Here is a 20862-nt window from a genome sequence, read left to right as displayed (position 1 = left end):
GGCATGGCCGTCGATCTGCGTCATCGCCCCTTCCTCAAGGAACTCGACCTCACTCCGGTCGAGTTCCGCCACCTCCTCGAGTTGTCAGCGCAGCTGAAAGGCGCCCGCCACGCGGGCACGGAAGAACCCCGCCTGCGCGGCAAGAACATCGCGGTCATCTTCGAGAAGACCTCCACACGTACGCGCTGCGCCTTCGAGGTAGCGGCGTACCAGGAGGGCGCCCACGTGACCTATCTGGAACCTTCCAGCTCGCAGCTTGGCCACAAGGAGTCCGTCAAGGACACCGCCCGGGTCCTGGGGCGCTACTACGACGGCATCGAGTACCGCGGCAGCGATCAGCGCCTGGTGGAGGAACTGGCCCGGTACGCCGGCGTCCCGGTGTGGAACGGGCTGACGGACCAGTGGCACCCGACACAGTCGCTCGCGGACGTGCTGACCATGTGGGAGCACACCGACAAACCGCTGACCCAGGTGTCGTTCGCCTACCTCGGCGATGCCAGGAACAATGTCGCCAATTCCCTCCTGATCACCGCCGCGATGCTCGGTATGGACGTACGCATGGTTGGCCCCCGGTCCCTGCACGGTGCCCCCGAGTTGGTATCCGAAGCACGCAGGGCAGCAGCTCCCACGGGCGCGCGGATCACCGTGACCGAAGACGTCCCCGAGGGCGTGGCGGGTGTCGACTTCGTCTACACCGACGTATGGCTGTCCATGGGGGAGTCCCCGGAGATGTGGGACGAGCGGATCGCCCTGCTCAAGCCGTACCAGGTGACCATGGACGTGCTCAAGGCGAGTGGAAACCCGCAGGTGAAGTTCATGCACTGCCTGCCGGCCTTTCACGACAGCGACACCACCGTCGGCGCGAAGATCGCCGCACGGACCGGCATGACCGCCATGGAAGTCACCGACGAGGTCTTCGAATCGGCCCACTCCATCGTCTTCGATCAGGCAGAAAACCGGCTGCACACCATCAAAGCCGTCCTGGTCGCCACCCTCGCCGACTGAAGCTCCACCTCCACACCTCCGTGAAAGGCACCCCATGCGCGTCGTCGTCGCACTGGGCGGCAACGCCCTGCTCCGCCGGGAGGACCGGCCGGACGCCGCCGTACAACTGGCCAACATCCACCTGGCGGTAGCCGCTCTGGCACCACTCGCACACCATCACGAGCTGGTGATCACCCATGGCAATGGTCCACAGGTCGGCGTCCTCGCGCTGCAGAGCGCAGCCGACCATTCCCTGACCCGTCCGTACCCTTTCGACGTCCTGGGGGCGGAGACCCAGGGCATGATCGGCTACTGGCTGCTGCAATCCCTGCAGAACGCCCTGCCAGACCGCCAGGTCTGTGCCCTGCTCAACCAGACTCTCGTCTCCGCCGCCGACCCTGCCTTTGCCCATCCCGAAAAGTTCGTCGGTCCCGTCTACGAACAGGCCGAGGCAGAACGGCTGGCTGCGGAGGGCAACTGGACGATCAAACAGGACGGCACGCGATGGCGGCGGGTCGTGCCCTCACCTCGCCCGCAACGCGTCGTCGAAACGCCCCTGATCCGCCTGCTGCTGAACGCCGGTGCCGTGGCCGTCTGCGCCGGCGGCGGCGGTGTACCCGTCATCCGGGATGAAAAGGGGCAACTCGTCGGCGTCGAGGCGGTGGTGGACAAGGACCTCACCGCAGCCATGCTGGCCGAGGCACTCGACGCCGACGTGCTCCTGCTGCTCACCGACGTACCCCACGTCGAACTCGGCCACGGAACCCCCGAAGCGCAACCCATCGGCCACACGACGCCGGCCCGTCTGCGCACGCACCACTTCCCCGCCGGGTCGATGGGCCCCAAAGTCGACGCCGTCTGCCGGTTCGTGGAACTGACCGGCGGCATGGCCGCCATCGGCGCACTCGACGACGCGCAGGCCATCCTCGACGGCGCCACCGGCACCGTCGTCACACCCAGCGGCCGCCACGGTGACGGCGGCCCGTACGCATCCCAGGACCCGAGATGACAACCAGCAGCGCCAGCAGCGTTTCCCCCGCGCCCGAGCCCGCGGAGCAGGACACCGACCCGCACGGCGCCTCGGCCGGCACGCGCAGATTCTCCTTCCCCTCGGCCTTCACCGTCCTGATAGCGGTGACGGTCGGGGTATGGGTCTTGGCCTTCGTCATACCGGCCGGCCGCTATGACACCGAGGACGGCAGCCCGGTCCCCGGCACGTACCACCCCGTGGATCTGACGACCGGCATCGGGGACCGGCTCAAGGACCTCTTCCTCGCACCCGTCAACGGCCTGTACGGAGTCACCGACCCCGAGAGCGCGCTCACTGCGCCCGGAGGCAGCGGCGACTTCGCCGGAGCGGCCGGTGTGTTCCTCTTCATCCTGGCGGTCGGAGCCTTCATCACCGTCACCATGCGCACGGGTGCTCTCACCCTCGGGGTAGCTCGCCTCGCGCACCGCCTGCGGGGCCACAGGACACTGCTCCTCGTGGTGCTCCTGACCGTCTTCTCTCTCGGCGGCACTACCTACGGCATGGCAGAGGAAACCCTCGGCTTCTACGGACTGATGATCCCGCTCATGCTCACACTGGGATACGACCGCATGGTCGCCGCGACGGTCATCATGGTCGGCGCCGGGGTGGGCACGCTTGCGTCCACGGTCAATCCCTTCGCCACCGGGGTCGCCTCCGACAGCGCGGGCATCGGTACCGGCGACGGGATCGTCCTGCGGCTGGTGATGTGGCTCTGCCTGACCGGTCTGGCGGCGGCCTATGTGGTGCGCTACGCCCGGCGGATCCTCGCGGAACCCGCCCGGTCACTCGTTGCCGACGCGGAGGAGGACCATCTCCTCAAGGACAACGGTCATGAGGCGGCGCAGCTCTCCGGCCGTCAGCGCATCGTGCTCTGGACCTTCGCGGGCACCTTCCTCTTCATGATCTTCGCCGTGGTCCCGTGGGCCGACCTGCACGTCACCGTCCTGCCTACGCTGGGCTGGTACTTCCCCGAGCTCGCCGCCCTGTTCATCGTCGCGGCGATCGCCGTCGGCCTGATCGGCGGCCTGGGGGAGAAGGGCACGGCGGCCGCGATCACCAGCGGGGCCGGGGACTTCGTCGGAGCGGCGATGATCGTCATGCTGGCGCGCGGAGTCACCGTCATCATGAACAATGCCGCCGTGACCGACACCATCCTCAACGGGCTGCACAGCGCGGTCTCAGGTGCGTCCTCCGGCATGTTCGGCATCCTGATGTTCCTCATCAACATCCCGCTTGCCTTCTTCGTGCCCTCCTCGTCGGGGCACGCGGCCCTGGCCATGCCGATCCTCGCGCCGTTGGCCGACTTCGCGGGGGTCAGCCGGGCTCTTGTGGTCACCGCCTACCAGTCGGCCTCGGGCTGGGTGAACCTGATCACCCCGACCTCCGCCGTCGTCATGGGCGGCCTGGCGCTGGCCAAGGTCCGCTACGACCAGTACCTGCGGTTCATGGCTCCGCTCATGGGGGCACTCCTGGTGGTCATCGCCGGATTCCTCGCAGTCGGGGCGACCCTGAACTGACGTGTGAGCGAGGGACAGCCGTATACGTGGTGGGCGACCGACCTCCCCGGTCGCCCACCACTGGCGCGTTCGCCGGTACGTGCTCCGGTCCGGCTGCAGCTGAGTATCGGACAGCGCCCGCCGACTTGAGGGGACAGCCGGCACATGCCTCGGGCGCTTGTCCCGACCCGCACACCGTGCTCCGCCATCCCCCCGTACCCCAGCGACGTGTGCCCGTTGCCGACTCTCGCCACAGACCAGCCCGCTGTCGTCCCGCGTCCAGCGGCATCGGTGCCGTGCGGCGGTGGACATGTATGCCGCCTGCGCCGTCAGCGCAGAGCCTCGGTGTGCGGACAGCAGGCGGTTTCCGGCTGGATGGCGGCTCCCCGTGAGGCGGCGGCTGCGGGCGATCGTTGACCATGTGCTGGCCACTTCCTGGTGCCCTGTCGCCCGCACCCCACCGCAGCCGGATGCGCCGTGGGTACGTCGCGGTCGTCGACGGTGTGGGTCAGCTCGTCGATGACCGGCCACCGCGCCGTCGACCCACTCGGTCACCCGAAAGGTGACCGCCTCCAGGGCTTGTCCGGCGGATCATGTGACGTCTCGAGCTCCGGCGCGTTGGCATGCCCATGGGGCGAGGGGGATCTCGCGAACGAGGAATGGGTCCGGCTCGAGCCGCATCTGCCCACGTCCGGGCTGCGCGGTGAGCGTGGCTTCCAGGGCGCCGTGACCGTCGCAGCGATCCGGCTCTGGCTCCGAGGGTTCCACAGCGTGACGCCCGCTTCCCACGGCGCGTCCGGTGGATCACCACCTGCCGCAGGCGATGATCCACCGGACATGCCCTGTCCAACCGGGAGATCGGTAAGCAGCTCCACCTGGCGGAGAAGACAGCCGAGAACAACATTTTCCGGCTGTTGGCCAAGCTGGGTGTGGAGCGGCGGGTTCAGGCCGCCGTCATCGCAACGCAGGCACTGGCGGTTCATGGAGGCCGGGCAGGCCCGGCCTCCCCCGGCGCATGAGGCCCGCTCACGGAACGGAGGTTCCGCGCACCGGAACTGAATGTCCCTAGCCGCGTCCCGCACAAGAAACCGATACCCCGGTTCCTCTCGGAACCGGGGTATCGGCCGTCGGGTGAGGGACGGTGCCGGCCCGGACCAGGCTTGGGAACGTATCGAAGGACCTGCTCCCCGGAGCCGCCATCCTGGCGCGGACCGATCGATTCTCAGGCGTGCGGCACCACTGCGACGGGGCAGCGGGCATGATGCAGAGCGGCATGGGCCACCGACCCGATGCGGGTACCGACAGGGGAGCGGCGTACCCGGCGGCCCAGCACGAGCAACTGGGCCCGGGCGGCAGCCGAAAGCAACACCTGCCCCGCGCTCCCGATTTCCACGTGCGCGATCACCGGCACGGCGGGGAACTTCTCCCGCCACGGAGCGAGCGCCTGCTCCAAGGTCTTCCTCTCGAACGGTTCCAGCCCTCCCGACTCATCGGCGAGGCACATCGAACTCGGGCTGTAGGCAAAGATGGGCGGCAAGCTCCAGGCCCGTACTGCTCGCACGGTCGCGCCTCGTGCGGCAGCCGCCTCGAAGGCGAACCCCAGTACGGCGTCACTGTCCTCCGCCTCACCCTGCTGCCCCACGACGACCTCGCCGCCGTCCGGCTCGTGCACCTGCCCGTCGCGGACCCGGACCGACACCACCGGGCGCGTCGCGTTCGCGATCACTTGCTGACCGTACGAGCCGAGCAGGAAACCGGCGATCGCTCCGTGCCCACGTGACCCGAGGACCAGCATGCCTGCCCGGTCAGCTTCGGTGAGCAGGGCGGAAACTGCCGCATCCGGCACCACTTCGGCTGTGACCGACAGGTCCGGATACCGGTCGGACACGCGTGTCTCGGCCTCCAGCAGCACGGCGTTGGCGGACTGGGCCTGCACCTCCCTGTCCTGGACGACGGGGACGTCCAGGGGCTGCCAGAGCCAGGCGTGCACGATGCGCAGAGGCACGCCGCGGAGAGTGGCCTCACGGGCTGCCCAGTCCACCGCGGCCATGCTCTCCGAGGATCCGTCCACTCCTACAGTGACAGGGCGAGTCATGCGATGGCCTCCGTACGCGTCGGGCGGGCACGGCCCTTCGACCGCCCCTGGGGCCTTCGATCCTCACGGAGCCGGGAGCTGTTCGACGAGGGCCGGTCGGCCCGACATGCGGACCCCGTTCGGCTGGGACGCCCGCCCGGCGCCGCCGGCCGATCCGGAAAGCGATCCGCGCTGAGGACCCGGTCACGGCGGAGCCTTCGTGAGTGCGGGACGCGTCTCCCAGCCGACGAGCCCCGCGTCGGGGGCAGGTGCCCGAAGCAGCTGCTGGCCTGCCCGCGCTTCCACCTGCACTTCACACCGACGAGTTCGTCCCGGCTCAACCTGGTCGAGCGGTGGTTCGCCGGGCTGACGCCGAAACAGCTCAAGGCGCGGTGTCCACCGCTCCGTCCGAGCCCTCGAACGTCCGAGGTGCGGACCGTGTCCGGGGCGGCCGTCGGCCGCCGTGACATCTCCATGATCGAGCGCCCCTCGGCACACACCGGAACGAACCGGGACCGCAGGCCAGAGCCTGAGTCGTCGGCCGGCGATGCACCCATCCCTCAAGCACAGCCCGCTGGGCATCCGTCACCGCCAACGGCGCGATCTCCGGGCCACGACGACTCACATCCATCCGACGACGAACCTCTGACTCGGGTCACGAGCGACGGCCCGGCGGTATCTGGGTGAGCAGCAGCCGCCCGTCCGCCCGTATGTTGCACTCGTTGACGGTGCGCGAGACTTCGTGCACGTCCCCGGCCCGCGTCTGCAGCCGGAGGGTCAGGGTGACTTCGCCCAGCCCAAGACGGGGCCCGTCGGCCAGGGCGTGTTGGCGGAAGAGGGTGTTGGGCCAGCGGTCCGGATCCGATTCCGTCCGCATGCTCAGTGCACGGTCCGTGTAGCGGCAGGGCTGGCCGCCGTGCGGCTCCTGCAGCAGCGAGTGGTTCATGGGCAGGGTGCCGAGCAGGGGGCCAAGCCGCTGGTGCAGCCGGTCGTTCTCGACGAGCCTGTGCTGCTGCCAGTACCTGCCGGCGGGCACCGTCATCCGCAGTGTGGCGAGGAGGTAGGGCTCCCCGCCCGGAGCAGTCGTGGGGTAGTCATCGCGCCATGCGGGCCAGTTGGCGGATCGGCCGCCCCGTGCGTCCCGTGCGCTCCTGTCGTGGCCTGGACCAGACTGCTGGCGCGCCCCGTGCTTGTCATCCACCGGCAAATTGTGGCCCAAGGTTGGCGGGGAGATATGCATGAGGGGGCAATGAGCAGCATAAATCAGCCACTTCGGTCGCATGTGTGGATCGGGTCGCCGCCCCCGCTGGTGGCGCCCCCGGCCCCGGTCGCGGGCGACGTACAGTGGCGACGCACCGGCCACGGACCCGTCGGTCGCCGAGGTCGTGCGCGGGACGGTGCTGGCATGCTGGTGCCAGCCGCTGCCGACGGACTGCGAGGAACCGTGTCGTCTCCCACCAGCATGGACGTGCGTCCCCTGACACCCGGCGACCGCGCGGCCTGGGATCCGTTGTGGCGGGCGTACCTGGAGTTCTACGACCACGCCCTGCCGCCCCAGGTCACCGACGCGACCTGGGAACGCCTCGTCGATCCCGCGGAGCCCATGGGGGGCCTGGGGGCCTGGACCGACGGTGCCCTCGTCGGCATCTGCCACTACGTCCTGCACCGTTCGACGTGGGCGAAGGGGAGCTACTGCTACCTGGAGGACCTGTTCACCGCGCCGGCGGCCCGGGGGCGTGGCGCGGCCACGGCCCTCGTCGAAGCAACGGCCGCCGCGGCCCGCGACGCCGGGGCGGAGAAGTTGTACTGGCAGACGCACGCGGACAACACCACGGCGCGCGCCCTCTACGACCGACTGGCCCGTCATGAAGGCTTCCTCGTCTACGAGCGCCCGCTCACCTGATACGGGGCCGGACCGGTGATGCGGACGGGCGGTCCGGCCACGTGCCGTGATCCGCGTGCGGGGGCGGGCCGGGGCAGGTCGCCCCGCACCCCTGCGCGCGCCGGAGCACGACGACGGGGGCACTGCGGGTGGCGACCTCGCGCTGCGCGACCGTGGATGGGCGCAGGCCACCCCGCGGTGGCAGCGAGGACCCGTTGAGCATCGACCATCGGCGAGTTCGCCGTCACCCCATCGGGGGTTCGACAGCGAAACCCGGTCGTTCGGGCTTCCTTGTCAGTGAGCCGGACCGCCCTTCGGGGCGATGCCCGTGACCCTCGTCGGAGTTCCGTCCGGGGTGAAGGCGTGGTGGAAGGCGAAGGCGTGCGGTGCACAGCCGTGGTCGTGGAGGTGTTCCAGCCGGGAAACCCCGTCATGCCCTGGCCGACAGGCCGTTGGGTGCGCTCCGAAGAGCGTCAGCGTGCGGAGCCAGCGGTCGCGGAAGACCAGCCGCAACCCGTCGCCGACGTCACCGAGGAGGGTCGTGGAGGTGCCTGTGGCGTTGGGCCCGGACCTCCGGCCTTCCCGGTCGCATCGGGCCCGCGTCCGGGCGGGAAGGAGTGGGAGGGGAGTGACCCGCCGGCGACGGATCCGGCGGGCGGGCCACGGACGCCCACACCGAAGGGCAGGGCCGTGGACGGCTGCCCGCTGAGCAGTACCGTCGTGCGGACGGCCGCCACCGACGGGCCGGAACCGGCCGCGCCCCCCCCAGAACCGCGGGTGCGGGCCATCGGCGGCTCGTGACCGGGGCCGGATCAGGTGCCCGGCCGCACCACCATGACCGCGGTGTCCACCGCGCCGCCGTAGCGGAAGCGCAGCGTGAACGGAAGGGACTCGCCGACCTGCCGGTAGAGCCGACCGTCAGGCACGGTGACCATCACGTCCAGCCCGCCCGGCGACATGTCGAGGGTCGTTCCGGCAGGAATGCGAGCGGAGGCGACCATGCGCATCCCGTCGCCCCCGCCCGAGCTCACGTGCCGGCTCAACATGGCCGTACCGGTGACCGGAGAGGTGACCGACAGCAATTGGTCGTCGGAGCCACCATCGTTGGTGATGCGGAAGAACGCGGCTGTTTCGGTGCGGTCTGCGTACGGCAGGAAGATCCGCGCTCCTTCGACCCGGATCCGGGGTGGTGTGCCCGCGGCCCCGAACGAGGTCCACGTGGTCAGACCGGCCAGCGCCACGACGCAGGCCGTCACCGGCGCCAGCCCCGCGAGGAGTGCGTCCCGCAAACGCTCCCGACCCCGACCCGGACCCGGACCCGGACCCTGACTCGGAGAGGTGGTTTGTGCCGAGAGTGCCTGGGGTGGGCGGCTGTTCATCGCCCACCGCCGTGGTGCTGACCGGGGGTCGCACCCTGCGCGTTCCGGATGGCGGTGGAGCGCTTCCCGGGCACAACGGGGGCGGAGGTAGGGACGACCGTGTGCGAGTCGCAGAACGGTACGGCGGGGCGGGCGGCGGAGGCCGCCGTCACGGGCGGCGCGCACCCCTCTGGGGCGGCGGGCACGGCCGTCCGACTCCGCTGGCGCGGGTGTGGGTCTGCCATGGCCACTCCAGATCGGGCAGGCGCCACCCCGTGCGGGCGGCGCGGACACGTCGACGGTGCCCGGCAGGGTGGCATCGCCGGTGGCTCGGCGGAACTGCCCTCCCCGGGCGGCAACAGCCATCCTGTCACGCACGCTTGCCAGGGCCGAGCCCGAGCGCGGTGATCCATCGCGTGATGATTCTCCCGGGGAGCCGCGGGAACCGGAGGGCTCCCTCGTCCGACTCCGGCGGGTAGCGGGTAGCGGGTAGCGGGTAGCGGGTAGCGGGTAGCGGGTAGCGGGTAGCGGGTAGCGGGTAGCGGGTAGCGGGTGGGGACACGCGCACCCCTCGGTCGCAGTGCACCCCGAGGGGCCCACAGTCGGTCGAGCCGCGTGCCGCTCGCCTCCCCTGAACCCGTGGGCGGTCCGCGGCGTCGTCAACCCCGACCCTCGCGGGAGGGGAGCTCGCGTCCGTCGTGGAAGACGACGGTGCCGCCCGTCCAGCCGCGCGGCAGGGGTGGGTCCGCCAGCGCAACCGAGCACCCGCGTACCCCCGGCGCCTCCCGCACCGGACCGGGCGCCGCCGGTCGCTGGGTGGGGGCGCCGCGGAGTTCTTGACTGGGACCGGAGACCCGGCCGTCCACCCGGCCCTCGCCCGGTTCCCCGTGAATTCCCCGCACGTCCGCGCCCGGTGGCGGAAACGTATACGAATTTCGAACGCGCGAAGAGGTGTACGCCGGGAGAGCGTCCCCGATTGCTGGAACAGACGATTCTCCCGGCGGCGTTGACGGCCGCCGTGACGCACCCGTCCTAGGCTCTGCGCAGGACGGAGGACGTGCAGAGCAGGAAAGCGGGTGGCATGCTTGCCGTCGCGGTCATCGCCGGAATCCTTTTCGTCTGGTCGCTGCTTGCGCACCGGCTTTCGCGATGGAGCATCACCGCGCCCATCGCCATGATGGTCGCGGGTATCGCGTTGACCAGGGGGGACCACCCTCCCCTCCACTTCGACCTCGACACCGCCGTGTTCGAGCATTCCGTGGAAGTCATTCTGGCGCTGCTGCTCTTCGTGGACGCCATCGAAGTCCCCGGAGGGATCCTGGGAAGGGAGAAGGGGCTGGTCCTGCGCCTGCTCGGCGGCGCGCTCCCGCTGACCCTGTGCGCCGCGTTCCTGACCGGCGTCCTCGTCTTCCCCGACCGGTCGGGGTGGCTGCTCGCGGTCCTCGCGACCGTGGTCGTCCCACTGGACCTGGCGCCGACGGCCGCAGTCGTCCGCGACCCGCGGATCCCGGCCCGGCTGCGCGAGGTCCTCAACGTCGAAGGCGGGCTGAACGACGGGATCGTCTCGCCGGTCTTCCTCCTCTGCGTGGCGGTGAGCGTGGAGTCGCACGGCGTCCACGCCGACTACGTCGGTGCGCTGTTGGGCGCGGTCCGGTCGGCGGGCTTGGCCCTGCTCACCGGCCTTGCGGTCGGCTACACGTGCGGCTGGCTGGTGCGGTGGTCGTGGTCGCGCGGGTGGACCCGGGCGTCGGCGATGCGGCTGGGCGTGCTGGCCGTGCCGGTGGCGGCGTACACCGTGTCGGGAGCCCTGGGGGGAAACGGCTTCGTGGCCTCCTTCGTCGCCGGCGTCTGCATCGCCCCGGCCGTGCGCCGACTCCCGGGCAGTGTGGTGGAGATGACCGACGACCTGGTCGCCCTCTTGACCCTGGCGCTCTGGTTCCTGTTCGGGCAGGTCGTCAACGACGAGTTCTGGGACGGCTTCCAGGCACCCGTCATCCTGTACGCGCTGCTCGCGGTGACCCTGGTCCGCATCCTCCCGGTCATGCTGATGCTCCTCGGAACGGGACTGAGCACTGCGGACAGGCTGTTCCTGGGCTGGATGGGGCCGAGGGGAGTGACGTCCATCGTGTTCGGGGCCCTCGCGCTCATCGAACTCCCCGCCACGAGCGGGGACCTGATCGCCCGGGTGATGGTCATGACCGTCATGGTGAGCATCGTCCTCCACGGCATCAGTACCGAACCGATCGGCCGCCTGTACGGTCGGCGCGACACCCCACGTACGGTCGCTCCGGAGGCCTGAACCGGACCGGGCGCGCGGGAGGCCTGGACCGGACCGGCCGCACGGGAGGAGGTCGTGCTCGTGCACCGGTCGCCCGCCCGGACATCAGTGTCGCGTCCCTCACCCCGGGGCGATGCGCCGACGTGCGCGCCCCGCGGCGGGCGGGGCGTTCCACACCGCCCGCCGGCGGACGGCCGGGGCTCGCCCCCGACGAGGCATCCGCCGTCCGCCTGTGGCTTTGCGGTCGAGACAGCCGACCGTCTCCGGCCCGTCCGGGGGTGCGTGAAGTCGCCACGCAGGTCCTGTCGGTACACCGGCCGGTCACGGGAGTGCCCCGGCGCTTCAGACCCGGCGCCAGCGGGCCATCGAGAAGGAGAAGAGCCCGAACATCACCAGTCCCAGGGCGGTCGCCACCAGCAGCCACGGGCCCGCGCCGGTCGCGGCGAAGGTTCGGAGCGTGTCGTCCAGTCCCTTCGCGTCCGAAGGGTCGAAGGTGACCGCGGCCCGGACGGCGAAACCGCCCGCGACCGCGAAGACCAGACCGCGGGCCGCACCTCCGGACACCCCGGCCACGTCCACCGCCCGGCGGGTCCGCCGCCCCATGTCCGCGCTCCGCAGGTGCTTGCGGTACTTGCGCAGGGCAGCCCGGACGCCGATCCACACGCCCGCGCACGCGACGCCTGCACCGCCGACTCCCACGATCCACTGGCCACCGGGCAGTTCGAGTGCGCGCGACGTGACGTCCCGCGACTGCTGGTCGCTCGACCCCGCGTCCTCGACGCCGGCCGCGAAGGCGAGCACCGAGTACGCGGCGGACCCGTAGAAGACGCACCGTGCGGCTGACAGGGCCCGCTTCTGAGGCTTCTGCCCGTCGGGACCCGCCGCGCCGAACAGTGCCTCGGACAGTCGCCACACCACCATGCCGACCAGTCCGATTCCGACGGCCCACAGCAATGCGGCACCGAACGGTTTGGTTGCCATCTCCTCCAGGGCGCCCCCGCGGTCGGCCTCCTTGCCGCCACCGGTCCCGAAGGCGACTTGCAGGGCCAGGACACCGATCAGGAGGTAGATCAGCCCGCGTGCGGCCAGACCCCAGCGGGCACCGGTCTCCACCGCAGAACTACGCGCTGCCCGGTGGGCCATGGCCCGGCCCCGGGACGTCCATGCGTGTGCATTCATGCTCCCCGGCTGCCCCTGAAACCCCCGTTCGAACGTCCGTCGAGCCCCGGGACGAGCAGGGCGAGGTCGGACCGTGGCGGTCGCCGGAACCGGACGCGGCGCTCCACCGCACCGGCATCGGCAGTCCCCGAGCGTCCGGTGAGCCCATGGAGATGAGGAAGCGCCGGACAGTGCGCGCCGTGCCGGAGGGCGGTGCGCCGCGGCGACCGCTGGTGCGGGGCGTACCTGCCGACCGCTTCGTGGCGGCAGGGAGGCTCAGTGCGCCGGGCGGATCAGCGCACCGAGGAGCTCGCGATGCGCAACCCCACGTCGTCGACGCGGAACGTCGGATGGCTGCGGCGCCGCACGGACGCCCGGCAACTCCAGTGCTCGTCGAACCAGCCGCCGCCGCGCAGTACCCGGTAGCTGCCGTAGGCCTCGGGGTCGTAGACGTCCCAGCACCATTCCCAGACGGTTCCGAGGGTGTCGTGGAAGCCCCACGCATTGGGGCGTTTGCCGCCCACCTCGTGGATCTGTTCCCCGGAGTTCCCCCGATACCAAGCGATCTCGTCGAGGTCCCCGTAGCGCGGTCCGCCGGTGCCCGCGCGGCACGCGTGCTCCCACTCCGCTTCGGTGGGCAGTCGGTATCCGTCTGCCGCCGCGTCCCACTCGAGGGCCGCGTCGTCACCGTGGACGAGGTAGACGGGTGACAGTCCTTCACTGTGTGACAGGGCATTGCAGAACCGGACCGCGTCCCACCATGACACCCCCTCGACGGGCAAGCGGTCTCCACGGGCGCTGCTCGGGTGCTGACCGGTGATCCGCGCGTACTGTGCCTGGGTGACCGGGTGGGCTGCGAGTCGGTAGGGCGCGAGTTCCACGGACCAACTGCGCTGCGTGCGCCGGTCGGACAGGGTGACCCGCCCAGCAGACACGGTGATCATCTCGTGATCGGCTGTCGCACTCATGACCAGATGGTCTCACCCGACCCATCCCCCGCCCCGAGAATTCAGGAGCCGCGAGGCTTCGCGCGAACATGCATGCGTTCCCCCTGCGGCCCGAAGAGACTGAGGATCTCGACGGGCGCCTCTCCGGTGCTGCCGAACCAGTGCGGCAGTCGAGTGTCGAACTCCGCGGCCTCGCCCACCTTCAGCACGACGTCCCTCTCGGCGAGCACCAGGCGCAGCTTCCCACCCAGCACGTAGAGCCATTCGTAGCCCTCGTGGGAGCGTGGCTCGGGTTCGCAGCGGCTGGTGCCGATGACCATTTTGAACGCCTGCACTCCTCCCGGGTGCTGGGTCAGCGGCACGATCGTCGAATCCGCGCGCTTCATGGGCTTCAGACGGACCCGAGGGTCACCCACCGGCGGGGCGCCGACGAGCTCGTCGAGCGGCACCTGATAGGCGCGGGCGAGCGGCAGCAGCAACTCCAGGTTGGGCCGGCGCTCGCCGGATTCGAGGCGGGAGAGGGTGCTGACCGAAATGCCGGTGGTCTTCGAGAGCTGGGTCAAGGTGGTGCCGCGCATCGTGCGCAGCGCGCGCAGCCTGGGGCCGACGGAGGCCAGGACCGCGGCGTCGTCGTCTGCCATGTCGGCAACGATACGTGCCGGCACAGCGGTCCGCCCACACCGTGTGGGCCAGGAACGACGTGCCAGGATCGTGGTCACCGTATGCCCCGCGGTGCCGAGCCCGCCCTGTGGCCGCTGCTGGTACGGCGGAAGGGGATCACCGCCACGGCGCCCACCGTTGCGTGGTGGGGGGAGGGGGCCGCAGGAGCGGCGCCCCTCCGGACGGCGCCCCGCTACAGGTCGAACTCGTGTGGCGGCAGGCCGAGGGCGTAGCAGGCTTCACGGACCACGGCCTGCTCCGTCTTGTCGAAGTCGCCGTCGGCGCCGCCGATCACGATGCCGATCTGGATGACGGCGCGTGCCTCGGCGGGCTTCTTCTTCGCCTTGGCGATCTCCTGCATCACGCTGACCTTCCCGAAGTCCAGGTCGGCGGTCAGCTTGTTGAGGTTGCCCTCGAAGCGCTGTCGCAGGTCGTCAGCGTCGAAGTTCTGCAGGACCTCGTTGCTGGCGATCAACTGCGCAACGCGCTGGCGCTCCGACGGGTCGACGGTACCGTCAGCGGCGGCGACCAGCGCACACATCGCCATGCTGGCGTCGCGGAACGCCCCGCTCTTGAGGTCGTTCTTCTTCGCGACGAGTTGGGTCTGCATCGTCGTGGCGGATTCCTTTATGCGGTCCCACAGGGCCATGGTCTTCTCCTCGGGTTGTGTGTGTGGTCGTTCGTGGCCGGGCAGGTGCCGCTCGCCACGTGGTGGTGCGCGGTGGCTACAGGTGGCTGCCGATGGCGGGCATCAGGTCCTGGAAGGTCCGACCACCGGCGCGGGAACCGATCGCGGTCATCGTCCAGCCGCCGGTATCACGCTGGACTTTGGCCATGATCTGGGACGTGTGCCGTCCTCCGCCGCTGAGTGTGTAGCGCGCGAGTTCCTCGTCGGTGGTCTCGTCGACCAGTCGGCAGAAGGCGCTCTCCACCTCGTCGAAGGTCTGGCCCGTGAAAGAGGTGGCGACGAAGACGATCTGGTCGATGTGCGTCGGGACCTGCTCGAGGTCGACGGTGATCCACTCGTCCTCCTCGCCGTGGCCGGTGCCTCCGGTGAGGTTGTCGCCGCTGTGGTGTACCGAACCGTCATTGCTGGCGAGGTGCTCGAAGAAGACGACGTCCTGGGGTTCACCGGCGGAGAAGAGGATCGCCGAGGCGTCCAGGTCGATGTCCCGGGCCGTCAGCCGGGCCAACAGGCCTTTGCGTGCGACGGACTTCCAGCCCAGCCCCATGCGGACGAGGGAAGGGGTGTGCCCACCGGTCTTGGCCAGGCTGATCTGCTGGCCCTTGGACAGCGTGACGCTCAAGGTTGCCTCCGTGGGAGAGCGTGGTGTCGGCGCGTCGTCAGACGTTCACTCCGAAGTCGGAGGCGATTCCGGCGAGTCCGGATGCGTAACCCTGGCCGATCGCCCGGAACTTCCACTCGGCGCCGTTGCGGTAGAGCTCGCCGAAGACCATCGCCGTCTCGGTGGAGGCGTCTTCCGAGAGGTCGTAGCGGGCGAGTTCGTCGCCGCCGGCCTGGTTGACGATCCGGATGAAGGCGTTGCGGACCTGCCCGAAGCTCTGGCCGCGGCCGTGGGCGTCATGGATGGAAACGGGGAAGACGATCCTGGTGACGTCAGTGGGAACCGCAGCCAGATCCACCGTGAGTGACTCGTCGTCGCCTTCGCCCTCACCGGTGAGGTTGTCCCCGGTGTGTTCGACGGAACCGTCCGGGCTCTTCAGGTTGTTGTAGAACACGAAGTGCTGGTCGGAGGGGACCTTGCCGGACTCGCCCAAGAGCAGGGCGCTCGCGTCGAGGTCGAAATCGGCACCGGACGTCGTGCGAACGTCCCAACCGAGCCCGACGATCACCGCGCTCAGCCCGGGAGCTTCCTTGCTCAGTGACACGTTGCCGCCCTTGGCGAGGCTCACACCCATATTTCTTCTCCTCGTGCATGCGTGCCGGACGTCTCGGAGCCCGAGCACCCGATGACTGCGACTCCTGAAATCTACAACACTGTAGATATTGCCGGGGTGAGGCACACCCGGAATCAGTACGATGACGCCGCGGAACGCGCAGGCGAACACGACGGGAGCCGGAGTTGAGAAACCGGGAAACATCCGCCCCGCTCCCCGAGGGTGGCGGTCGGCGTCGTGGGCAGGGTGAACTCGAGGCCCAGGTGCTGGCCGTGCTGCAGCCCGCACCCGGACCGGTCACGGCCAGCTGGGTGCAGGGGCGCCTGGCCGGAGACCTCGCGTACACCACGGTGATGACCATCCTGTCCCGGCTCCAGGTCAAGGGCGCCGTCACCCGACACCGGGAGGGGCGGTCCTTCGTCTGGGAGGCGACGGCAGACCAGGCCGGGCTGGCTGCGCTGCGCATGCGTCGCGTCCTGGATGGCGAGAGCAACCGGGAAGCGGTGCTGACACGGTTCATCGTCTCACTGTCGCCCGAAGACGAGCAGGTCCTTCGCGAACTGCTCCGCCATACGGACGACGAACCGGAAGACTGACGGGATGGGGCACGTCGTTTTCCTACCGCTGGTCCTGCCGATGACGGCGTGGCCGATAGCGCGCCTGGCCGAGCAGCACCTGCACCCTCGAACGGCCACCCGCCTCCTCGCGGGCGTGAGCGCACTGATGGCCTTGTGCAGCACCCTCTGCCTCGCGCTGATCATGGTGGTGGGAACTGCGCAACTGCCGGGCAATCCGCTCCCCGACAGCTGGTCCGACCCGGAGGTGCGCGAGGCCGTCCCGTACGACGAGGTCGTCGGCAAGGCGGCCATTCCCGCACTGGTCGCCGTCGCGGCGGCCTGCGCCGTCACGGTGTGGCGCCACCACCGCGTCCGGCGTCGCGCGGCACGAGCCCTGGAAGGCCTGCCACCCGCCCGGATCGCGGTACTTCCCGACACCGCGAGGTACGCCTTCGCCCTGCCGGGCCCAGCGAGCAGGATCGTCGTGAGCACGGGCATGCTCTCGGGGCTGGATCCCGCGGAGCGCAGGGCGCTCTTCGCCCACGAAAGTACCCATCTGGCGGCGGGGCACCACCGCCACCTCATGGCCGCGCTCCTCGCCGCACGGGCCAACCCCTTCCTGCGCCCGCTGTACACCGCCGTCGCCTACTGCGCCGAACGCTGGGCGGACGAAGAGGCCGCGGAGCTGATCGGCAACCGGCGTGTGATGGCACGGGCCGTGGGCAAAGCCGCACTCGCCTCGACCGGCACTCCCCACCCCACGTTCGCGGGCTTCGCGGCCGGCCCCGTGCCGCGCCGGGTCGCCGCGTTGCTCGGACCCGTGCCGTCCACACGCGCGTGGCCTCCCGCGTTCACGGCGGCCGGCGTTGCGGTCTGGACGGCAGCCGCCGGGACGATGGCTTCCGCCTTCTCCTCGGCGAACTCGGCGGTCGCGTTGTTCCTCGTCCTCAGGACGGCGACCTCGCTCTAGCCGGGGCGCCGCTGTCAGGGGCTCCGGTGTGCGGCGGGCTCCGGCTCGGATGTGGCTCGAACCCGTCGCGTCGTGTCCGACCGGGGCGTGTTCCGGCCCGTGCCAGCTGTCCGTGTGCGCTGTGCCCGGATCCTGCCCGGGCGCGGCCCGGCGTCGTTCCGCGAACGAACACCTCCGGTCCGTCATGGGCCGTGCCCTCGGCGACCCTCGCGGACGGGTTCCCCACGGATGCGGTGCCGGCGCGCATGCCGCGCGCTGCCACCGCTGTGCGGGGACGGTGGTTCCTGCGGTGGGACGGTCCGCGATCCAACCCAGGCCGTGGTGCCGTCCGGGGGTGGGTTGCCGGTGTGCGGGCGTGAACCCGTATGGGGTAGTACAGCGATATTCACTGGCTAAATACTCACATTGGCCGCTGATGTGATGATTTGATATGTGCTGTGACGCGGAGGGGGATCGCACCTGACCAGTCATCACACGACCCACCGGCCATAGGAGTCGACATGTCTCGACCGCAGGAACCAGCCCCCGCTCCGGCCTCAGGTGCGGATGCGCAGCCCGCCGCCGTACCCATCACCGGGCTGAGTAGGCGCTGGAGGCTGGCCGTCATCGCGGCCGCGGGCCTGGCCTCCGCCGCCACCAGCGCGGCTCTGATGCCCGCCATCGCCGCCACCCCGGTCGGAACGGGTCGAGGCGCCCGTGTCGCCGTCGTCGGGGTGGAGGCGTTTGCGCACCCGGCAGGCATGTCCGGCAAGGGGGGTGGCCCGGTCCAGGATGAGGACGGGGAGTACTGGGCCGACCGCGCAGGCAACCCCGACCAGCCCCACTCTGCCGACCCCGGTAGGCCCGAGGAGGGCCAGGACCGGAGCGGCGAGGGCGGGGAAGGGCACGCCATGGGGGATGAGAGCGTTGACAAGGGCGACAAGGGCGACGGGGGCGCGGACGGGCAGGCCAAGGGCGACCAGGGCCGGGGTGAAGCCGAGGGGCATGCCTCGGGGCGTTCGGGCGGGGGCGAGGGCCCGGCCGTACCGGTTGCGTGCAGTCCCAGCGCGCTGATCGCCGCGATCACGGTTGCCAACCAGGAGGGCGGTGGCCACCTCAGTCTCGCACCGCACTGCACCTACACCCTCACCGCCAACGACGGCTCCAACGGTCTGCCCGTCGTCATTCAGCCCATCACCATTGATGGCAACGACGCCACCATCGCGCGGGCCGCCAACGCCGACCAGTTCCGCATCTTCAACGTTGGTGCCGGCGGTGACCTGAAACTGCGCCATCTCACCGTCGCTCGCGGCAAGACCGCCAGCACGGACACCTACGGCGGCGGCGCCTACGTCAACGCCGCGGGCCGTCTCGACCTGGACTGCGTCACCTTCGAGAACAACACCGCCAAGGGCGTGGCCACCGGAAACATCACATTGGACGGTTTCGGCGGTGCCATCTACAACCAGGGCATCACCCGCATCCACCGCAGCACCTTCACCCGCAACAACGCCATCGGTGCCACCCCCGCCGAGGGCAACTCCGCGCGCGGATCCGGCGGCGCCATCTACAACGACAACGGCAAACTCGAAATCACCACAACGGAATTCACCCGCAACACCGCCGGCAATAACGGCGGCGCCGTCCTCAGCGCCGGCTCCACGACCATCGGCAAGAGCCTGTTCAAGAGCAACACCGCCGGAGGCGAAGCCGGCGCCGTCGACGTTGACGAGGGCGGGCCGACCGACATCGACAGCAGCACCTTCCTCTACAACTACGCCGCCAGCGGTGGCGGTGCCTTCTTCAACAACAGCACCGCGACGCTGTACGTCCGCAGGAGCACCATCGCCCGCAACACCAGCGAAGACGGCGGCGGCCTCTACGCCGACTCCAGCTCCCACACAGCGATCACGGACAGCCGCTTCCGCGACAACACCGCCTCCGACAGCGACGGCGGCGGCATCTACCTGGACGGCGATCTCGCCCTCCAGCGTACGGTGGTCAGCCGCAACCAGGCCCCCGCCGACGGTGCCGCCGGCGGCGGCATCCACATGGACGGGAGCGCCGTCCTGAACCTCACCGACAGCAAGATCACCGACAACACCTCCGACACAGCACCCGGCGGTATCGACAACAACGGAACCGTCAACACCTACGGCACCAACACCATCGTGGACAACGTGCCGACCAACTGCGACGGCAGCGCCAACCCCGTCCCCGGATGCTTCGGATAACCCCACCCCAGCCCCGGGCACGGGACCGCCCGTGCACCGTCGGCGCCCGTCCGTCAGGACGGGCGCCGTTGCGGCCCGATGGGCGCAGCGGGGCCGTCAATGCCCACGTCACCGATACGGGACCTCAGCGAGTCGGGACCTCAGCTCCGTGCGGCGAAGGCGCTCGCCAGCCGGGGGACGTAGTCGGCCAGGGCGGGTGCCCAGCAGCCGTAGTTGTGGCCGCCGTCGCACGAGGCGGCCAGTGTGGAACCGTCGCCGTAGTCGACGACTCGACTGGGGAGACCGAGCCGGTCCATGCGGGTCTTGACGGTGTTGGTCGCGATCTCGGTGAAGTGGTCGATGGGACCTCGGTTGCCGGTGTACAGCGTGACGTCGACACCCGTCAGCCGGGCGAGATTGGCCGGAGCGGCGGGGTCGACCGCCTTCCAGACACGATCAGCACCGAAGACGGGGTACGGGGAGCCGAAGATCGCGTCGCTGTCCACGTACGGGCCGTATCCGGTGCACCGGCCGGTGCCGGCCGGTGTGGACGTACTCACCGCGCACCACGCTCCGGTGAGGTTGAGCTCCGTGGCGAGGACGGCCGCGCGTATTTCCGCCATGCCGAAGTCGATGCCGCCGGACAAGGAGGCGACGTGGCCGAAGAGGTCGGGGCGGGCCTCGGCGTAGTGCAGGGCCCCGTAACCACCCATCGAGAGGCCGACGACGGCCCGGTGGTCCTTGTCGGCAATGGTGCGCAGGTTGGCGTCGATGAACGGAACGACCTGGGTGAGGTGGAAGGTTTCCCAGTTGGCAGCACCCAGAGCGGTGTTCTGCATCACCCAGTCGGCGTACCAGCCCTTCAAGCCGCCGTCCGGTACGACGGTGATCATCGAATCCGAGTGCAGGGAAGGTGCCGCAGCCGCATCGTCCACGCCTCCGCCCCCGCCGTGCAGGAAGTACGCCACGGGCCACCGTTTGCCCGGGGTCGCCCGATAGTCCGCGGGAAGGAAGACGCGTATCTTGTGGCGGCCGGACAGCTCTCCGGTGGTCACGGTGAGGGAGAAGTCGGTGTCGGAGTGGACCTCGGTGGCGCCGGCGACCTGGGTGAGGCCGTAGCCGTCGGTGAACGTCGGGATCCCGGGGGTGTCGGCGTGCGAGGGCGGTGCGGCCAACGTGGCCAGTAGCGCCGCCGTTCCGGTCGCAACGGCGGCCGCCCTGTTCCACAGGGCGCCGCGGAGTCGGGTGCCGAACTGCCATGTTCTCATGGGGTGTTCTCCTTCCGGAGGGATTTTGCTCGATGGTGTGAGGCGGGGTGCGGCATGTGGCCCGCCGACGGCGGATCGAGCCGGGCCGACCCCGAGCGCGAAGCGTGGC

The 20862-nt window shown here is 70.2% G+C and carries 18 protein-coding genes and 3 pseudogenes; 10 read left to right on the top strand and 11 right to left on the bottom strand.

Features of this window, described 5'->3' with window-relative positions; genetic code table 11:
• The first annotated feature begins 3 nt into the window (after positions 1–3).
• The 4 genes and pseudogenes from argF to ACFXOM_RS07325 all read left to right on the top strand — a co-directional run.
• Positions 4–1005 (top strand): ornithine carbamoyltransferase, encoded by a 1002-nt coding sequence (gene argF / locus ACFXOM_RS07340; protein WP_384928177.1) that lies wholly within the window; start codon positions 4–6, stop codon positions 1003–1005.
• A gap of 34 nt (positions 1006–1039) precedes the next feature.
• Positions 1040–1993 carry a carbamate kinase gene (locus ACFXOM_RS07335; RefSeq protein WP_384928174.1) on the top strand — a complete coding sequence of 318 codons (954 nt, stop codon included), beginning with the start codon at positions 1040–1042 and terminating at the stop codon, positions 1991–1993.
• Positions 1990–3531, top strand: a complete 1542-nt coding sequence (locus tag ACFXOM_RS07330; protein WP_384928172.1) for a YfcC family protein — start codon at positions 1990–1992, stop codon at positions 3529–3531. The genes ACFXOM_RS07335 and ACFXOM_RS07330 overlap by 4 nt, the downstream gene beginning before the upstream one ends.
• Before the next feature lie 812 nt (positions 3532–4343).
• Positions 4344–4529: pseudogene (locus ACFXOM_RS07325) on the top strand (LuxR C-terminal-related transcriptional regulator); the annotation flags it as partial.
• 203 nt (positions 4530–4732) lie between these two features.
• On the opposite strand, the gene ACFXOM_RS07320 reads toward ACFXOM_RS07325, so the two are convergent.
• On the bottom strand, positions 4733–5605 hold the full coding sequence (locus ACFXOM_RS07320) for a universal stress protein (RefSeq protein ID WP_384928170.1): 873 nt from the start codon (positions 5603–5605) through the stop codon (positions 4733–4735).
• A 273-nt stretch (positions 5606–5878) separates the two neighbouring features.
• On the opposite strand from ACFXOM_RS07320, the pseudogene ACFXOM_RS07315 reads away from it, so the two are divergent.
• Positions 5879–6002: pseudogene (locus ACFXOM_RS07315) on the top strand (IS630 family transposase); the annotation flags it as partial.
• A 237-nt stretch (positions 6003–6239) separates the two neighbouring features.
• Here the strand turns inward: ACFXOM_RS07315 and ACFXOM_RS07310 are convergent.
• On the bottom strand, positions 6240–6785 hold the full coding sequence (locus ACFXOM_RS07310) for a hypothetical protein (RefSeq protein WP_384928167.1): 546 nt from the start codon (positions 6783–6785) through the stop codon (positions 6240–6242).
• 204 nt (positions 6786–6989) lie between these two features.
• Between ACFXOM_RS07310 and ACFXOM_RS07305 the strand changes: the two genes are divergently transcribed.
• The gene (locus tag ACFXOM_RS07305) at positions 6990–7487 is read left to right on the top strand and encodes a GNAT family N-acetyltransferase (protein WP_384928164.1); all 498 of its coding nucleotides are present in this window, start codon (positions 6990–6992) and stop codon (positions 7485–7487) included.
• Positions 7488–7760: 273 nt separating this feature from the next.
• Here ACFXOM_RS07305 and ACFXOM_RS07300 read toward each other — a convergent pair.
• Together ACFXOM_RS07300 and ACFXOM_RS07295 are read right to left on the bottom strand one after the other, a co-directional pair.
• Positions 7761–7898, bottom strand: a pseudogene (locus ACFXOM_RS07300) (DUF3291 domain-containing protein); the annotation flags it as partial.
• Between the two features lie 380 nt (positions 7899–8278).
• A complete protein-coding gene (locus ACFXOM_RS07295) occupies positions 8279–8755 on the bottom strand; it encodes a copper chaperone PCu(A)C (RefSeq protein ID WP_384928161.1) in 477 nt (158 codons plus the stop codon).
• A gap of 1126 nt (positions 8756–9881) precedes the next feature.
• On the opposite strand from ACFXOM_RS07295, the gene ACFXOM_RS07290 reads away from it, so the two are divergent.
• On the top strand, positions 9882–11123 hold the full coding sequence (locus ACFXOM_RS07290) for a cation:proton antiporter (RefSeq protein ID WP_384928158.1): 1242 nt from the start codon (positions 9882–9884) through the stop codon (positions 11121–11123).
• Positions 11124–11444: 321 nt separating this feature from the next.
• Here the strand turns inward: ACFXOM_RS07290 and ACFXOM_RS07285 are convergent, their stop codons facing one another.
• From ACFXOM_RS07285 to ACFXOM_RS07260, 6 genes are all read right to left on the bottom strand, one after another.
• Positions 11445–12281, bottom strand: a complete 837-nt coding sequence (locus tag ACFXOM_RS07285; protein WP_384928155.1) for a DUF1206 domain-containing protein — start codon at positions 12279–12281, stop codon at positions 11445–11447.
• Positions 12282–12553: 272 nt separating this feature from the next.
• Entirely contained in the window at positions 12554–13228 is a 675-nt protein-coding gene (locus ACFXOM_RS07280) for a formylglycine-generating enzyme family protein (RefSeq protein WP_384928152.1), read from the bottom strand.
• Between the two features lie 41 nt (positions 13229–13269).
• The gene (locus tag ACFXOM_RS07275; protein WP_384928150.1) at positions 13270–13848 is read right to left on the bottom strand and encodes a helix-turn-helix domain-containing protein; all 579 of its coding nucleotides are present in this window, start codon (positions 13846–13848) and stop codon (positions 13270–13272) included.
• Positions 13849–14060: 212 nt separating this feature from the next.
• The gene (locus tag ACFXOM_RS07270) at positions 14061–14516 is read right to left on the bottom strand and encodes a tellurite resistance TerB family protein (RefSeq protein ID WP_384928147.1); all 456 of its coding nucleotides are present in this window, start codon (positions 14514–14516) and stop codon (positions 14061–14063) included.
• Positions 14517–14592: 76 nt separating this feature from the next.
• On the bottom strand, positions 14593–15174 hold the full coding sequence (locus ACFXOM_RS07265; protein WP_385037268.1) for a TerD family protein: 582 nt from the start codon (positions 15172–15174) through the stop codon (positions 14593–14595).
• Positions 15175–15211: 37 nt separating this feature from the next.
• Positions 15212–15787, bottom strand: coding sequence for a TerD family protein (locus ACFXOM_RS07260; RefSeq protein ID WP_384928141.1), 576 nt, complete (start codon positions 15785–15787; stop codon positions 15212–15214).
• Positions 15788–15951: 164 nt separating this feature from the next.
• Between ACFXOM_RS07260 and ACFXOM_RS07255 the strand changes: the two genes are divergently transcribed.
• The 3 genes from ACFXOM_RS07255 (at position 15952) to ACFXOM_RS07245 (ending at position 19506) form a co-directional block, all read left to right on the top strand.
• Positions 15952–16362 (top strand): BlaI/MecI/CopY family transcriptional regulator, encoded by a 411-nt coding sequence (locus ACFXOM_RS07255; protein ID WP_385037265.1) that lies wholly within the window; start codon positions 15952–15954, stop codon positions 16360–16362.
• Positions 16363–16366: 4 nt separating this feature from the next.
• Positions 16367–17293, top strand: coding sequence for a M56 family metallopeptidase (locus tag ACFXOM_RS07250; RefSeq protein WP_385037262.1), 927 nt, complete (start codon positions 16367–16369; stop codon positions 17291–17293).
• 500 nt (positions 17294–17793) lie between these two features.
• Positions 17794–19506, top strand: a complete 1713-nt coding sequence (locus tag ACFXOM_RS07245) for a hypothetical protein (protein ID WP_385037259.1) — start codon at positions 17794–17796, stop codon at positions 19504–19506.
• A 140-nt stretch (positions 19507–19646) separates the two neighbouring features.
• Here ACFXOM_RS07245 and ACFXOM_RS07240 read toward each other — a convergent pair whose 3' ends face one another.
• Positions 19647–20753 carry an alpha/beta hydrolase gene (locus ACFXOM_RS07240; protein ID WP_384948623.1) on the bottom strand — a complete coding sequence of 369 codons (1107 nt, stop codon included), beginning with the start codon at positions 20751–20753 and terminating at the stop codon, positions 19647–19649.
• Positions 20754–20862: the final 109 nt, after the last annotated feature.

It is taken from the genome of Streptomyces sp. NPDC059169 (assembly GCF_042755225.1).
Taxonomy (GTDB): domain Bacteria; phylum Actinomycetota; class Actinomycetes; order Streptomycetales; family Streptomycetaceae; genus Streptomyces.
This window is presented reverse-complemented; position numbering and strand designations above follow the sequence as displayed.